Consider the following 16,673-nt stretch of genomic DNA (forward strand, 5'->3'; position numbering starts at 1 on the left):
AATTATTAGGGGCCGTTGACATTTGTTGCCGCCGTACCGCAGGGGCAAATGTCAACGGCCCCTAGCTTATTTTTTAGTTTTATTCTTCGCTCTAGAATTTATACCAAATAATGAATATATGAGTTTCTCCACCAACCCCCCTATTTTTCTTTGCCTTCCAGATCTAGTAAGAGGGATTCCAATATATCTTGAAACTCTCGCTTTAAAAGCAGAAATACCAATAAATCTTTTCCAAGAAAAACCACCACGATTCATTATAAAGCCTAAATAACCTAATTAGCTGAAGATATTATAGGAATATGTGATGTGGTCAAGCAATTTTATCTAGAGGCCTAGTGTAATGGAATGGACTCCTCTCCTTCCAGTGGGATAATATCGCTGTCTAAGGATTGGAATAAATGTTAATTGTACACCAAAATAGGTGTACAATTAAAATAAAAAGAGTAGTATTTTGATAATAGAAGTCCAAATAACAAAGAGTGCTTTAAAGGATTTAAAACGGACTCCGCTGTATCTTCAAGAAAAATTCCGAGCTTGGTTGATTGCAGTCAATAAAGCAGGGCGAGAAGAAACAAGGAAACGTCCTGGATGGCATGATGAGTCTCTTTTAAGTGATCGAAAGAGGCAACGTTCCATTCGATTAAATAAACAATGGCGAGCTATATATATAATTAAGAGTAATGGAACAATTGAATTTGTAGAAGTTACGGAGGTAATGCCCCATGAATACTAAATCAAATGACACGTTAAACGCTTTAGACGCAACCAAAGATATTTGGAATGAGATGACTTTTGGTGGATTAGTACATTCTTTGCGTATGAGCGATGAAATCACCCAAGTTGAATTAGCCAAAAGAGTAGGAGTTTCTAAACAATTTCTTAGTGATGTGGAGCATAATCGAAAAGATGTAGGAATTGCGTTTGCTAAAAAGATTTCTGATGCTCTTGGTTATTCCATAGAGCCATTAATTGAACTGCTAATCAGAGACCAATTAAGACGTCAACAGCTGAATTATATTGTTGAGCTTAAACATGCTTCTTAATTGGCTCAATTATGGCAAAAACTCTTGAACAAATTTTGGCAGAACAAAAACCAAATGTTGTAGCTAAAGCACAGATGAAAACAGAAGAAATCCTCTTTAATATTCATTTGGCTGAACTTCGAGGGCGTTTACAAAAAACTCAGGTTGATGTTGCTCAGATCCTTGATATCAAAGTTAAATGCATGGTAGTCCCAAATGACGACTATATTGATTATCACTAAGGAGGTTAAAAATGTTTAATCCAGCACATCCAGGTGAGGTTATACGTGAATTATGTATAGAGCCCTTGAAACTAACTGTCACAGAAACTGCAAAAGCATTAGGTGTAACTCGGAAAACGCTTTCAGAGTTATTAAATGGCCATTCTCGTATTAGTCCAGAAATGACAATCAGGTTAAGCATAGCATTTAAGACATCTGCAGAAAGTTGGATAAATCAACAAGCTAAATATGACTTATGGCTTGCAGAAAAAAATCGCAGTCAATTTAAAGTGAAATGTCTAGTAGATTACACGGCTTGAGAAGTCATTATCATATATGGACCCCGCCGGTTTTGCAAGAGGTAATTTTGTTTATTTTTTTTAAAATTTGCTCATAAATCAAATAATGCTACACTTTAAATGTCAGTAATTAATTGGAAATTGATTATGCTTGTTGAACAACAGAAATTACAACACTTTTTTGTAAAAATGCTTTATCCTAGGGCTGTAAAGAGTGCTTTGAATAATGTGGATACGCTGCTTTTCGATCCTCAAGGACGTGTTTTAATTAATGTTCCGTTGACAAACAAAGATAGAGAGCTCTTTTTCAGTGCAACAAGTCGAACCTCTTCTTTAATTACTACAGTTAGTTTAGACACTAGCCTTTTTCCTGAACTGCATCAAATTTATCTGCACGAGTATGATTTAAATGAAGTTCAATTTAAACAGTTAGAGAAATTTAGAGGGAGTATTATCCCTTTGCAACAAGAGTTTCATTTTCACCTGGCTTTGGTTGCGCGTACATATACAAAAATGAATGCGAAGAAATTTCCTGAAGCGCAAATGAGTCTTGCGCATGCAGCAGCGATGAAACGGGTGAATGAACTCGTCATTGTTGCATTTAAAGATTCCTTTGCTAAAGCAAAGAAAAAGTCCCATCCTCTTGATGATATAAAATTAGTCAAATTATTAGATAGTGCACGGAAACGCATTGCCAGAGAGGCACACCCTATATTTCTGGAGGAAATGATAGCTGCCACAGGTGAGCATTTGACCAAGAACGAAATGAAAGCCATGCATATTAAAGACATTGCTGAAGTAACAACAGCGACCAGCAATGATTTGTTGCATGTTGATCAATCATTAGGTCAATTTACTTGGATTGCAGGTTCTGAAGTTACGGCGCATGATCGAGGTTTGGGAATACAGCATCTTGCTGATAGACAAATTATAAGTTTTAGACTTAACGAAACCGATATAGATGAAACACGAGTGCAAATTAGAGTTCCTTCCTTGGATGTGAAAGAGGGGATTATTTCCATTAAAGATAAAGAAGCGGGTAAGAGTGGAATCACACAGAGCGAGGCGAGTGAAGATGTAGCGGAAAAACTTGCTCATTTACAAAGTAATTATAAGATGGCTGATGCACTTAGCAAAAACCCTGTAAATAATAAAGCATTCACTTATAATTTGTTAACGGCACTAAACGATCGCTTTGAGGGTGGAAAAAACAAACAATCGCAGGGGGCTGGTTTTATTTTGGTCGGTGCGCATCTGTACAATGCTCGTCAATTGAAGGAAGAATCTCCAGTATTTTGTTTTGTACAAAATATATCTGTTAACGGATTTGGCGATGTATTAGGTTACGATGGCAATAACTTAAAAACAGAGGCTACATTGATGGCTGAAATGGCCATGTTGCACAATTTGGTTAATGAAAACGACGATGAAGATCAAAAAGAAAAAATATATTCCGTTTTTGAACACTATAAAACTTATTTAGCATCAGAGAATCGTGAATCGTTTTTTTCGCAATCAGCGACCGGTAAACAGGTAATAGCGCAAATTCAGAACATCAAAGAGAATTGGAAGCATCCCAATTCGCGAGAAGATATCAGTACACTGGACCGAGTAAATCAAGCAAAAGATGCTTTAAAAATCATGATGGCCAATAATTTGCATTATCAGCATCGCTATGCAAAAATTTTTCAGTCGTTGTCTGTTTTTGTTGAGCAAGCCTCGATTGGCGGTTGTAAAAGCGGCAATGAACGTGCGCAATCTATTGCTGGTCGTGTTTCTATTTTAGACAGTGTGGTTCATAATCCAAATGATCCTATTGTTCGCGCGCTGTTAGCACTTGCTAACGCCAGCCCCCAAAAGGTTACAGAAAAAGCTACCGCATTAAAACAACACATAGATAAAAAGTATGATCATAATTTACAGTCCGCTGTCTCACTAATTAGTGTGGTGGATCAAGGTGCTGCAGCTAAAGTTAATGCAAAAAGAGGGCTTATAGGTTTATTGAATCGAAATTGTGCCGAAGAAAAAAACCTGAATCATTTACATCAAAAAAACGCAGGTTACATGCAGGCTCATATAGGATTGACGAAACTAATGATGCGCGCTTTGGATGGGCCTGAACACATGGGTTTTTTTGCCTACATGAAAGCAAAAATGGGCATTATGGGCGTGCTAGCGGGGATTATTGGATTTCCAATAGCCGGCTATTTTCACAATCGGTACAAAAAAGAAGAGCGGGTTAAATTTGAGCAGAAACTGGATGCTGCAAAGAATAGATATCTGCAGAATCACGAGAAAGAAGATAATGTAAGTAAAGCCCTACGTAGACTAATCCAGGAATCTCCAGAACCACCCGTCCTTGATTTTAGTTCCGTACTTAAAAAGGAGGCAAAACAATCACCGGCTCAAGAAGATGAGGAAGAGGTAGAAGAAAAGCAGAGAGATAACAGCAATGCACCTCACTGAAATATGCTTATGTTTCTCGTGAAACATTTTAATTTAAGGCCACAATAGCCTGACCCGTTATACTTTGTCGACAGTCCATTTGATTCCTATTTATTATTAGGTAACGTCCCAGAAGTTTTTTTGAACACCATTTAATCTTCGATCGAGCTCAGATTTTTAATTTCATCACGATCTACCCCCTTGTATTTAAAACCTCTTGCAAAAAACTTCAGGGACGTACTTAGATTATCATTAAAAAACAAGTAGATTAAATTTAAATTATAAAACTGTCTTTTAAATTTAAAATTGACCTATGTATAATCTTAAGAAAAACCCTGAATCTACTACGATAAAAAAAAGACTTCTTTCGAAGCCACGTTGTTTCGGAATAGTATTTCAAACAATATCTAATGAAACCTGGTTGGTTATCACCTATGCCGGCTTGTACATTGTAAGAACTTCCTCTACATTAGAGGAATGATCGATATAGGAATTAAAGAATATGTTAAAGCATTGTTATTTGCTGATTTTATTTGTCTTTTTTTTAGCTTCTTGTGCGCCTAATGATACCTCAAAATCTCCTGTTTCTGCCGAAGCTTTATCTTATAAAAGCACAACACAATATAAACAACTTACCCCGTTTAATCGGGTGGAAGTACAAGGACAAATTAATGTTACTTTACATACTGGATATAAAAAACCGCAAGTGATTCTAAGAGGTGATCCTCGTGATTTAGCTAAGATTAATGCTGAAGTATCAGAAAATACTTTCTATCTGTCTTTAGGCAAAGGCTACCCACATCATGGTGCAGTTCATGCGGACATTCGAGGACAGTTTTTAAATAGTTTTACCTATGAAGGGATCGGTTTAGTTGATGGTAGCCAGTTACATTCTGCTATGCTCGATCTTTATTTGGTAAATAATGGAACCACCAAATTAGCTGGTTCTCTTGGTTTGCGCCGACTCGATATAGTCGGCAAGGGTTTAACTGTTATTAATGGAATTAATAGCCAGAACCTACAAATCAATTTAAAGGGTAATCCCAAGGTACTATTAACTGGTGTGGCCAATATAAGTAATTTAATAGTCGATGGATCTACGTGGTTCAGTTTGTATTGGCTAAAAAGTGATGTACTAACTATTAGAGGCAAAAACAAGGCACGTATTCAATTGGCTGGTACGGTCAATAAATTGGACGTAGAACTTTGGGGAAATGCTTACTTTAAAGGTCGTTTCTTACGTGCTCAACGTAGTTTTGTGAAAACACATGGGCACTCGGTGGCTGAAATTTCCTCAGTCAACCATCAAAGCACTTTAGCTACAGATCGAAGTAATATTTATTATTATAATCTCTCTAACACTCGTGAAGACTTTATGGCCTATAAAGGTTCTGTATTAGACATGCGTGAATGGGATCGTAGTAATCTACGTGACTTTGATCGTTATAATAAACAATTTCCATAGCGGACAAGGATAACTATACTGTGTTATTAATACAATTAACAATGTAGTTTAAATCATTATCCAAAGCCAAGACATGGGCTGAGTTTTTTAACCAGTGGATGGAAACATTAGCTAAATTAGCGAATAACTGCCCTACTTTTGCTGAAGAAACTACATTGTCATGAACGCCCAAAAAAAGATCTACTGGTACTTTGGGAGCTATCCATTGGTGATGCAGTACCAAATTAAACAGTTCAATCACTGCCGTAAGTGGTAATTTTTTATAAGAAATTTCTGCATACTTATCCGTAACCAAATTGCCCGCAGCACCACGGATTTCTTTAAAACCCAAATGGTGTAACATTATTACTAATTTTAAATAGACATTCACGTTCATATTTAATTCTAATGCAGGAGCTAAAAGAAACATATGGTTAAAAGCAAAATACTCATTCAATTTACATGCAATTAGTCCTCCAAGAGATAATCCTACAATATCAACCTTGGTGTACTTCTTAAATAGCTGATCGCAAACTTCTCTAGTAAGTGCAAGCCAATCTGCTGCTGTCGCTTGTGCAAATGATTCAATACTCGCACCATGTCCTGGTAGTGCAGGACAAATAATTGCATCATAATTTTTTAATTGCGGAATAAGATAACGATAAACAGCGGGAGAAGATGAAAATCCATGCAAAAGTACTACAGCCCGATCTATTTTTCTCCTATATTGATTTATTGATTTTATTAGCGAAAAATCATTTTTCTTTAGATCAAATAACTGTTTTCCTCGACGCATGTAACGAAAATCATTTTTATTCATAGATCCTTATTTTGCAAAATTAATGTAAATTGTACGTTAAAGGAGAGGTCTTAAAGTAAATGAAAATCCTATCTTAGTAGGCAACTTTTAGCAACAAACCCAAAAGACTCCTCTATATGTGCAACTTTTTTCTGTCTATTCCTTTTACTGAAAAATAAACAGTCATTCAAAGTATAAGCATCATTTGGATGAAAATTCTAAAAAAACATTAAATTTAGTGTGTTTTAATGGGTGTAATTGAATTTTTATTTTCTGGATGAAATTGTAAATAAAATTTTCTTGTATAAAGTAAAAAAACGATTAAAAACCGTCCGAAAATTTTGACAGCTCCAGAGTTTCCACCCTCTTCATTGGCTAAAAAAAAGAACATTACTTGTAATAATGTGCTATCTTATATGTAAAGATAGGTGATTGAGGTTTAATTATGAGCTCTAATGAAAAAGATGTAAAGCAACAACAAGCGTTAGATAGTAATGCCGAGTTGCCAAATCAACCGCTGCAACCAGCTACACCGACGACACCACGCCCTGAAGCAACAAGTGATGATGATATTGACAAGAAAGATGATAAAGCATTGCAAGGAACGATGGAAAAGCTTCAACAACCTGGTGTCCAAGAAGATAGTAATAAAAAAAGTAAGAAAGATCCAATGCAGGAGATGGTAGATGATCTGGGTAAATTCGTGCAAGAGACAAATAAACAAATAACCGATTCTATTAAAGGTATAGGCCAAGCAGGATGGGATGGTTTACAAAACACTGGACCGATGAAAACTCTTAACGATGCGCTTAAAGAAGCCACCGATTTTATGAAAGATTCAGTCGATGATAAAATGAATAAAGTAGCAAACTCAGGTCTGGTAAAGTTTGTTTCTGATCTTAAAGACAAAATTACTAAATCCTTTTCGCAAGTAATGAATATGGGAGCTAACTCCAAGGCCGTTACACCCTCAGAATCCAAATCGTCTCAAAGGACCAAATTAGAACAGGGACCTGACACGGCTACAGATCCTATGAAGGAAGTTGCTCTTCCCAAGGCTTTATCCGCTAATGATAAAGCAAACCAGCAGTCTGCTACGAAACAACCTTCAGCAGAAGCTGATTTAAAGTCAACTGCAAGCATAAAAGGCCCCTAATCAGAAACTAGAAGCTTTTTTGACATTCAGACAACCTACCGTTCTAATAGCTTATGTGGTAAACTTTCCATACGCCCTGCTTGTGTGACTACCACATAATTTAGTTTACGCTGCAATTCACTGACGGTATCGGCACCTGCATAAGTAAGACCTGATCGTAAACCACCGACTATATCATTAATAATTGCATCCGGGTCTGCTTTGAAGGGTACTTCGGTAGCAACTCCTTCCGCTGTTTTCCATTCATGCATTTCACCCAAAAAATCTTCTTGTGCTTCTTTAGAAGCCATGCCACGATAATGTTTCACTTTCGTACCATCACTTTTTTCAATCACCGCCCCTGGAGTAGGTGCCGTACCGGCCAACATTCCACCAATCATCACGAAATCAGCACCAAAAGCCAAAGCTTTGACTATGTCACCTGAGGTTTTTATCCCGCCATCAGCAACAATTGAACGATCTGAGCGAGAGCAATTTTGAATGCACGTTAGCATAGGTACTCCAAAACCTGTTTTAATTCGCGTGCTGCACACAGAGCCACCACCAATACCCGCTTTAATGATATCCGCTCCGCAAGAAGCAAGATAATCAGCACCGGCATAAGTAGCGACATTGCCTGCCATAATGCAACGATCATGCAGTATTTGACGTAAGACTTTTAGGGTTTTACCCACGTATTTAGCGTGAGCATGAGCAACATCAACACAGAAATAATCAGCTCCAGCATCGCGTAGTGCTTCAGCGCGTTCTAATTCCGCAGCAGTACACCCAATGGAAACAAAAACAATGCCGGTACACCGTTTAAATTCCTTAATGTTTTCTTCAACAGTCATAAAACGATGTAACGCCCCCATAGCCCCTTTACTTGACATAAAATTAGCCATAGCACTTTCCGTAATGGTATCCATATTGGAGCTGATGATCGGAAGTTCCAGAGTTAATTTATTTAATCGATCAGAACTGCGAGTATCTACCACTCTTCTCGACTCATGATGGTTATAAGAAGGAACAAGTAGAACATCATCAAAAGTGATGGCTTGATCAGACATGGTGCATCCCCATAAAACGCATACTATAAATGTTCTGCCGCATAGAATGCAAGTCTTGAACGTTCTCCACGAGTTAGACTCATATGCGCGCTGTGTTCCCAATGTTTAAAACGATCTACAGCAAATGTTAATCCGGATGTAGTTTCGCTCAAATAAGGAGTATCAATTTGTTTAATGTCGCCAAGACATATAATTTTAGTTCCAGGGCCAGCCCGGGTAACTAAGGTTTTAATTTGTTTTGCAGTTAAATTTTGCGCTTCATCGATAATAATGTAACGATTCAAAAACGTACGACCACGCATAAAATTTAATGAACGTATTTTAATTTTGTTCTGTAATAAATCCTGCGTAGCACCCCGTCCAAAACTGCCACCGACTTGTGAACTATGCAATACTTCCAAGTTATCCATTAATGCCCCCATCCAGGGTGTCATTTTCTCCTCTTCCGTACCCGGTAAAAAACCAATGTCTTCGCCCACAGGAATAGTGACACGAGTCATTAAAATCTCGCTGTAACGATTTTGATCCATAACCTGAGTTAAACCAGCCGCAATGGTTAATAATGTTTTGCCCGTGCCCGCAGGCCCTTGTAAGGTAACAAAATCAATATCGGGATCTAGAAGTAAATTTAGGGAAAAATTTTGTTCGCGGTTTTTGGCATTAATTCCCCATACAGAATGTTTTGATTGAGAGTAATCACGCACTAATTGAATAATGGCATGATCTTTTTCCATTTTTTTTACGATGGCATGAAGTTGATTATCTTCCGTGCTAATGCAATCGTTAGGATTCCATTGACTGATCAAAGGGCCAGCAACTTTATAGAACGTTTTACCACTTTCTTGCCATGAGCCTATGTCTTTAGCGTGGGTATCCCAAAAATCGTTATCCAGTATGTGTAGACCTTGATGTAAAAGATTAACATCATGAAGGACCAGGTCATTGTAATAATCTTCTGCAAGAATTCCAAGAATACCTGCTTTGATGCGCAAGTTAATGTCTTTAGAGATAATAATTACCTGTTTTTTACCCTGATATTTTTTTTGTAGTCCTAATGCTGTTGCTAGAATGGTGTTATCTACTTTATGTCCGGGTAGCGTGCTTGGTATAACCTGATCAAACTCATCAGTCTGAAAATAGAGTTTTCCACTGGTATTTTTCTTATTTGAGTTAATATAAGTGGGTATGGGTAGGCCGGACACCACTTGTTCATGAGAGGTTTTGCTCATCAGCTCCACTAACATGCGATTGGTTTGTCTCACGTTTCGAGCAACTTCGGAAGTCCCTGTTTTGTGGCTATCCAGTTCTTCGAGAACCACCATTGGTAAATAGATATCATGTTCTTCAAAGTGATAGATGGCCGTTGGATCACTCATTAAAATGTTGGTATCAAGTATAAACAGTTTTTTAATTACATTGTCAGTATCCATGATTCGCCTCACCCCGAGAAGAGTAATATCCTTTGTGTTAACTCTCATTGTGCTAAGGCTAAATAGTTGAGTCAAGAACAATATTTTTGTTTTTGGATTAATGCATGCCTATTCTTTACGATTTAAGCCCATTGCCTTGCAGCTACCATGCACACAATGCCTAAATTAACGAAAAAACCATTCGTAATAGTTTGTTATTTAGTGTCGCTTGACGAAAGAAGTCCTAGCTTACAGCAATCGAAATCTCTTGGTTACGGAATATAAATCATTCTAATAACACTGTTGCTGGATATTCCTTAATTTAACCGCTTTTTGAGGTTAAGCGGTTAATTTTAGTGCGTTGAGGACTTCCTGAACGTGTCCTTTCACGCTTACTTTACGCCACTCGTATGCCAGTTTTCCCTCAGGATCAATAACAAATGTACTGCGTTCAATGCCACGCACTTGTTTACCATACATGGACTTCATCTTAATTACATCAAACAATTGACATAATTGCTCCTCCGAATCACTAATTAATTCAAAAGGAAAGTTCTGTTGGGTTTTAAAGCGTTCATGAGATTTTAAAGAGTCACGAGAAATCCCAAAGATTTGTGTATTTATTTTTTGAAATTGGGAATAAGCCTCTTTAAAATCCTGACCTTCTGTAGTGCAACCCGGAGTTGCGTCTTTAGGATAAAAATAAAGTACTACATACTGGCCCTTGTAATTATGTAGATTAGCATTCAATCCACTCGTTGCGACAAATGCAAAATTGGCGACCGGTTCACCTATATTCATTAATCTCTCCCCGTATTTTTCATGATGCGTGAACGATCTCTTTGCCACTCCCTATCTTTAATCGTATCGCGTTTATCATGCTCTTTTTTTCCTTTAGCCAGTGCAATTTTTATTTTTATGTTATTTTTTTTCCAATACAATGACAAAGGTACAATGGTATAACCTTGCCGCTCTACACCACCAATTAAATGATTCAATTCTTTTCGATTTAACAATAACTTGCGTGTTCGAGTGGGATCCGGGATATTGTGTGTTGATGCAGTCAGCAAAGGCTGAATCTGAGCTCCCAATAAAAATGCTTCACCATATTTAAGAATAACATGAGCATCAGACAAATTAATTTTTCCTGCTCTTAAACTCTTAACCTCCCAGCCTTCAAGTACAAGACCTGCTTCATACTGATCTTCAAGAAAATAATCAAAACCTGCCTTTCGATTCAATACAATGGTTGAATCAGATTGTTTTTTACTTGTCATATTTAAGATGCCTGTTGCGCTTATTCCTTCACGCGATCGTGTTTATAATCCAATGGTAATTGAGGATAAACACGCTCTAAGTGTTCGTCAACTGCTACTCGATTATCGAAAACAAAGCATTGACCTTCCCAAAGAGACTCTCCCTGAGGCATTTTTTCAATGTAATTCAGAATACCATCATGCAGATGATAAACATTGGGAAAGCCCAAATCTCTTAAATAGGCCGTTGATTTTTCACAGCGTATACCACCAGTGCAAAACATGGCAATTTTTTTGTCTTTTTTATCCAGCAAATGCTTTTCAACATATTCAGGGAAATTTCTGAAATTTTCTGTACTTGGATTAATGGCATTTTTGAACGTACCTAATTCAAATTCATAATCGTTACGTGTATCAATGACAAGTACATCAGGATCCTTAATTAAGGTGTTCCATTGTTCTGGATCAAGATAGGTCCCGGCAGAATGCAATGGGTCCACATTCTTGATCCCCATAGTAACAATTTCGTTGCGAAGTTTAACCTTGGATTTTTCGAAAGGATTTTCTTTATCAAAAGTTTCTTTAAAATTTAAATCTGCCAGACGTTCGTCTTGACGAAGCAGTTGATAAAAACAAGTCATGTCTTCACGGAAGCCAGCAAAACTCCCATTAATTCCTTCAGAGGCTAATATAATGGTGCCTTTAATGTTATTTTCCTGCATTTTAGCCAATAATGGCTCACGGATTATTTCATAGTCTGCTAAAAAAACAAATTTATAAAATGCAGCGATGACTATTTCTTTCATTGTGCTACCCAAATTGTAACTAAAAAAATTCAGTAAAAATTACCACTTACTCACAATTTAAGCAATAGGCATCAATAAAATGCATTCTTACTTTTGTCTAAGTCATGGGTTATTACCAACATAGATTATAAAGTTCATTAGATTTTTTTATCGTCAGCATAAAAATGTAACAATAATATCTTAATTAGCACAAATTTATTGACACAAATTAAACAGAGATCATACTAATAATAAGTAGGGCATCATTGTCCCAAACGCAGTGAGAGATCTCCTGAAAGTGGCTATGTACCGGTATCAGATCCATCACTGCGTTCGGAATGACGAACTTGCTCCTGCCAAAGATGTCTGCATTTTTATCTACAGATTATGATGAGATATCATAGGTATTCAGTAACTTATCAAAACCATCTCGATGCATAGCGTTCGAACATAGGTTCTATGTTCAATAGAATCTATAATAGCTTTAGTGATTTAAAACTATTTATGGCATAATTCTTATTTTTTGGTAGTTATCTTAATTTGTCCGTAACACGGTTGTTAAAACGAGGAGTAGGTTATGTGCGGCATTATGGGAGCGGTTTCTGAAAGGGATGTCAGTAAAATTTTATTAGAAGGTCTGCATCGTTTGGAATACCGGGGTTATGATTCTGCCGGAATTGCAGTAATTGATACCCATTCTCATATAAAGCGAGTGAGAATTCAGGGCAAAGTACAGAATCTGTCTGATACAATGCTGGAAACAGCCATTGCAGGTAATACCGGTATTGCACATACACGCTGGGCAACTCATGGTAAGCCCTCTGAGCAAAATGCACATCCTCATTTATCACATGGTGAAATTGCATTAGTTCATAATGGTATTATTGAAAATCATGATCATTTACGACAAAAATTAGTAGCAAAAGGGTATATTTTTACCTCAGAAACAGATAGCGAAGTTGCTGTTCATTTAATTCATTATTATTATCAAAAATCCAAAAATTTATTGAAAGCGGTACACGCTGCAGCTGCCGACATGCATGGGGCTTTTGCTTTAGGAGTAATCCATCAACAATCCCCATTTGAATTAGTTGCAATACGTAAAGGCAGTCCCTTAGTCCTGGGATTAGGTATTAGTGAAAACTTCATTGCTTCGGATAGTATTGCTTTAAGATCTTTTGCTCAATCAGTAATATATTTAGAAGAAGGGGATAGCGCCCTTGTGACCGCAAAACAAATATCAGTATATGATGCATCACTAGTTCCAGTACAGCGCCCCACGCATTTTTTAACCAGTAATTCTGAAACAGTAAGTAAAGGACCTTATCGTCATTTTATGCTAAAAGAAATTTTTGAGCAGTCTCGTGTGCTTGCAGATACTTTAGAAGGACGCATATGTAGTCTTGAAGTACTTAAATCCAGTTTTGGTGAGCGCGCATCTCACATATTTCCTTTAGTGAAACAAATTCATATCGTTGCCTGTGGAACCAGTTATCATGCTGGGATGATTGCCAAATATTGGTTGGAATCTTTAGCAGGCTTACCTACGCAAGTTGAAATTGCCAGTGAATATCGCTATCGTGATGTAGTTGTACCTAAAAATACTTTGTTTATTACAGTATCTCAATCAGGTGAAACAGCAGATACTTTAGCTGCTCTGTACAAAGCAAAATCTCTGGATTATTTAGGCAGCTTAGCTATTTGTAACATAGCGACGAGTACTTTGGTACGTGAAGCGGATTGTGTTTTTTTAACACGAGCTGGTGTTGAGATTGGTGTAGCATCCACTAAAGCATTTACTACTCAATTAGCCGCATTTTTAATGCTAGCGGCTGTTTTGTGTCATGATGAACGAGCACAGGAAATAATACATCAATTAGAGGAATTGCCTATTTGTTGTGATCGTGTATTACAAATGAACGAAGAAATTGAAGATTTAGCCTCTTTATTTGTTAATAAAACACATGCCTTATTTTTAGGTCGAGGAGTACAATATCCAGTGGCTTTAGAGGGTGCACTGAAACTTAAGGAAATTTCTTATATTCATGCAGAAGGCTATCCCTCTGGTGAGTTAAAGCATGGCCCATTAGCTTTAGTTGATAATGACATGCCCGTAATTGCCATTGCACCTAATGATGAACTGTTAGATAAATTAAAATCTAATTTACATGAGGTGAGTGCACGCGGTGGTCAGCTTTTTGTCTTCGTTGATGATGCGCAGACCTGGAAAACAAATGGTGCCCGTTTAATAAAGGTTCCTTCTTGTAGTTCCTGGATTGCGCCAATGGTTTATACAATTCCTTTACAGTTATTGGCTTATCATGTTGCAGTTGCTAAAGGTACTGACGTGGATCAACCACGTAATCTTGCAAAATCAGTAACTGTTGAGTAATAATAAGACGATTTTTATCATGTTTTTCGGGGAAGTAAATGACTCAAGAGATGTTGACGTCAGCAGCGATTATTGCGCAAGAACTTAAAGTCAAAGTGGCGCAAGTAGAAACAACAATTCGTTTGCTGGATGAGGGAGCAACGGTGCCTTTTATTGCCCGTTACCGTAAAGAAGCTACTGAAGGATTAGGCGATATACAATTGCGTTTTCTTGCTGAACGTTTGCTTTATTTACGTGAATTAGATGAACGGCGCCAAGTAATATTACACTCCATTCGTGAACAAGAAAAACTGACTCTAGAATTAGAGAAAAGTATTTTTTCGGCAAACACCAAAACTCGTCTTGAAGATTTATATCAACCCTTTAGACCAAAACGGCGTACCAAAGCACAACTCGCCATAGAAGCAGGTTTGGAACCCTTAGCTAAAGCAATCTGGAACGACCCTACTTTAGAACCTGAAGCATATGCCGTACAATTTATTAACGCAACATCAGGTGTTGACGATGCAAAAGCAGCATTAGAAGGTGCTCGACATATATTAATGGAGTATTTTGCTGAAGATGCTGACCTGATAAATGAATTACGTGAATATTTATGGCAACACGCTGTAGTCAAATCAGTTGGCAGTTCAAAGAAAAAAGAAAAAATAAATAAATTTTCCGATTATTTTGATTATACTGAAGTCATTAAAAAGATTCCTTCACATCGTGCTTTGGCTTTATTCCGAGGCCGTCGTGAAAGTGTGCTGCAAATTGGTTTAGCCCTGCAAGAACATGATTCCTCTTATGGCGAAGATAAACTGGCCGCTTATTTTAATTTTGTGGATAACCAACGAGCTGCAGATAGTTGGTTGCTTGAAACCCTGCGTTTAACTTGGAAGATGAAATTATTTACCAAGCTTGAGTTAGAATTATTGACACGTTTACGTGAACATGCTGATGAAGAAGCGATCAAAGTATTTTCCAGAAATCTGCGTGACTTACTACTTGCAGCTCCTGCCGGCCCGCAAATTACAATCGGCCTTGATCCAGGAATCAGAACTGGAGTTAAAACAGTAGTTATAGATGCAACAGGCAAGCTTCTTGATTACAGCATCATTTACCCATTTTCCCCACACAATGAATGGCATCAATCCATTACAGATTTAGCAAAATTAGCAGCAAAATACCATGTAAACCTTATAAGTATCGGTAATGGTACAGGTTCGCGTGAAACAGAACGCCTAATTGCAGATTTAATAAAAATGTATCCTGACTTAAATCTAACTAAAGTCCTCGTTAGTGAAGCAGGTGCTTCTATTTATTCAGCATCAGAAATTGCAACGCAAGAATTCCCTGATTTAGATGTCACTTTAAGAGGGGCGGTTTCTATCGCAAGACGTGTTCAAGATCCATTAGCTGAATTAGTAAAAATAGAAGCAAAATCGATTGGTGTAGGTCAATATCAACACGATGTGAATCAAACTCGTCTTAGTCGGTGTCTTGATGGCGTGGTTGAAGATTGCGTAAATGCTGTAGGGGTTGATGTAAATACTGCTTCCGCAGCGCTGTTATCACATGTTTCCGGTCTTAATGAGTCATTGGCAAAAAACATCGTTCAGTATCGTAATGAACACGGAGCGTTCAGTAACCGCATGCAATTAAAAAATGTTAATCGTATGGGAGAAAAAGCTTTTCAACAAGCTGCAGGATTCTTACGCATCATGAATGGGGATAATCCTTTAGATGCCTCTTGCGTTCATCCCGAAGCATATCCTTTGGTAAAAAAAATTAGCTCTGATAAGAACATAGACGTTCTACAGCTTATTGCTAATAAGGACGTATTACACAGCGTAAACGCAAGCAACTTTGTTGATGAACAATATGGTTTGCCTACCATCAGAGATGTATTACGAGAACTGGAAAAACCCGGCCGTGATCCACGACCGGAATTTAAAACCGCGCAGTTTAAAGAGGGTATTGAAAACATCAATCACTTACATGAAGGCATGCTCCTTGAAGGAGTAGTGAGCAACGTTACTAATTTTGGTGCATTTGTAGATATTGGCATACATCAGGATGGTTTAGTACATATTTCTGCAATGACTAACAAATATATTAATGATCCCCATGCGATTGTCAAAGCAGGTGATATTGTAACTGTTAAAGTAGTTGAAATAGATAAAGAACGAAAACGTGTTAGTTTGAGCATGAAATTAGAAGATGAGTCTTTGAGAGCACCTATAATAAAGAAAAAAACGAAGGCCCCTGAAGTTAAAAAGCAGCCGGAAGTCAGAAAAATAGAGCATAAGAAAAAAACTGAACTCGCTAAAAAAGCAGAGCCTATTAAAAAGACTATTTTTAATACGGCAATGGCAGATGCTTTAGCTAAATTAATACGTAATTAATTATGATGG

16 protein-coding genes are annotated in these 16,673 nt (G+C 37.4%); 9 read left to right on the forward strand and 7 right to left on the reverse strand.

What is annotated here, in order from left to right:
- Positions 1–66 precede the first annotated feature (66 nt).
- On the reverse strand, positions 67–255 hold the full coding sequence (locus tag WA877_RS02700) for a hypothetical protein (RefSeq protein ID WP_425169396.1): 189 nt from the start codon (positions 253–255) through the stop codon (positions 67–69).
- Positions 256–451: 196 nt separating this feature from the next.
- Here WA877_RS02700 and WA877_RS02705 point away from each other — a divergent pair, with 196 nt between their 5' ends.
- From WA877_RS02705 to WA877_RS02730, 6 genes are all read left to right on the forward strand, one after another.
- Positions 452–733, forward strand: coding sequence for a type II toxin-antitoxin system RelE/ParE family toxin (locus WA877_RS02705; protein ID WP_425169397.1), 282 nt, complete (start codon positions 452–454; stop codon positions 731–733).
- Positions 723–1,043 (forward strand): helix-turn-helix domain-containing protein, encoded by a 321-nt coding sequence (locus WA877_RS02710; RefSeq protein WP_425169398.1) that lies wholly within the window; start codon positions 723–725, stop codon positions 1,041–1,043. Before WA877_RS02705 ends, WA877_RS02710 begins: the two co-directional genes overlap by 11 nt.
- Positions 1,044–1,054: 11 nt before the next feature.
- Positions 1,055–1,264: a hypothetical protein gene (locus WA877_RS02715; protein WP_425169399.1), complete on the forward strand. Its 210-nt coding sequence runs from the start codon at positions 1,055–1,057 to the stop codon at positions 1,262–1,264.
- Between the two features lie 11 nt (positions 1,265–1,275).
- Entirely contained in the window at positions 1,276–1,563 is a 288-nt protein-coding gene (locus WA877_RS02720) for a HigA family addiction module antitoxin (protein ID WP_425169400.1), read from the forward strand.
- 126 nt (positions 1,564–1,689) lie between these two features.
- Positions 1,690–4,008 carry a hypothetical protein gene (locus tag WA877_RS02725; protein WP_425169401.1) on the forward strand — a complete coding sequence of 773 codons (2,319 nt, stop codon included), beginning with the start codon at positions 1,690–1,692 and terminating at the stop codon, positions 4,006–4,008.
- A 481-nt stretch (positions 4,009–4,489) separates the two neighbouring features.
- Entirely contained in the window at positions 4,490–5,452 is a 963-nt protein-coding gene (locus WA877_RS02730; protein WP_425169402.1) for a GIN domain-containing protein, read from the forward strand.
- Between the two features lie 13 nt (positions 5,453–5,465).
- Here the strand turns inward: WA877_RS02730 and WA877_RS02735 are convergent, their stop codons facing one another.
- Positions 5,466–6,251, reverse strand: a complete 786-nt coding sequence (locus tag WA877_RS02735; RefSeq protein ID WP_425169403.1) for an alpha/beta hydrolase — start codon at positions 6,249–6,251, stop codon at positions 5,466–5,468.
- A 424-nt stretch (positions 6,252–6,675) separates the two neighbouring features.
- Here WA877_RS02735 and WA877_RS02740 point away from each other — a divergent pair, with 424 nt between their 5' ends.
- A complete protein-coding gene (locus WA877_RS02740) occupies positions 6,676–7,386 on the forward strand; it encodes a hypothetical protein (RefSeq protein ID WP_425169404.1) in 711 nt (236 codons plus the stop codon).
- A 35-nt stretch (positions 7,387–7,421) separates the two neighbouring features.
- Here the strand turns inward: WA877_RS02740 and WA877_RS02745 are convergent, their stop codons facing one another.
- The 5 genes from WA877_RS02745 to WA877_RS02765 form a co-directional block, all read right to left on the reverse strand.
- A complete protein-coding gene (locus tag WA877_RS02745) occupies positions 7,422–8,435 on the reverse strand; it encodes a guanosine monophosphate reductase (protein WP_425169405.1) in 1,014 nt (337 codons plus the stop codon).
- Between the two features lie 23 nt (positions 8,436–8,458).
- The gene (locus WA877_RS02750; RefSeq protein WP_425169406.1) at positions 8,459–9,865 is read right to left on the reverse strand and encodes a PhoH family protein; all 1,407 of its coding nucleotides are present in this window, start codon (positions 9,863–9,865) and stop codon (positions 8,459–8,461) included.
- Positions 9,866–10,183: 318 nt separating this feature from the next.
- Positions 10,184–10,645 carry a peroxiredoxin gene (locus tag WA877_RS02755; protein WP_425169407.1) on the reverse strand — a complete coding sequence of 154 codons (462 nt, stop codon included), beginning with the start codon at positions 10,643–10,645 and terminating at the stop codon, positions 10,184–10,186.
- Positions 10,645–11,121 carry an SsrA-binding protein SmpB gene (gene smpB / locus WA877_RS02760; RefSeq protein ID WP_425169408.1) on the reverse strand — a complete coding sequence of 159 codons (477 nt, stop codon included), beginning with the start codon at positions 11,119–11,121 and terminating at the stop codon, positions 10,645–10,647. The genes WA877_RS02755 and smpB overlap by 1 nt, the downstream gene beginning before the upstream one ends.
- A 20-nt stretch (positions 11,122–11,141) precedes the next feature.
- Positions 11,142–11,906 (reverse strand): rhodanese-related sulfurtransferase, encoded by a 765-nt coding sequence (locus tag WA877_RS02765; protein WP_425169409.1) that lies wholly within the window; start codon positions 11,904–11,906, stop codon positions 11,142–11,144.
- 556 nt (positions 11,907–12,462) lie between these two features.
- Here WA877_RS02765 and glmS point away from each other — a divergent pair.
- Entirely contained in the window at positions 12,463–14,277 is a 1,815-nt protein-coding gene (gene glmS / locus WA877_RS02770; protein ID WP_425169410.1) for a glutamine--fructose-6-phosphate transaminase (isomerizing), read from the forward strand.
- Between the two features lie 38 nt (positions 14,278–14,315).
- Positions 14,316–16,664, forward strand: coding sequence for a helix-hairpin-helix domain-containing protein (locus WA877_RS02775; protein WP_425169411.1), 2,349 nt, complete (start codon positions 14,316–14,318; stop codon positions 16,662–16,664).
- Positions 16,665–16,673: the final 9 nt, after the last annotated feature.

The sequence above is a fragment of the Legionella sp. genome, from assembly GCF_049790535.1.
Lineage (GTDB): Bacteria > Pseudomonadota > Gammaproteobacteria > Legionellales > Legionellaceae > Legionella.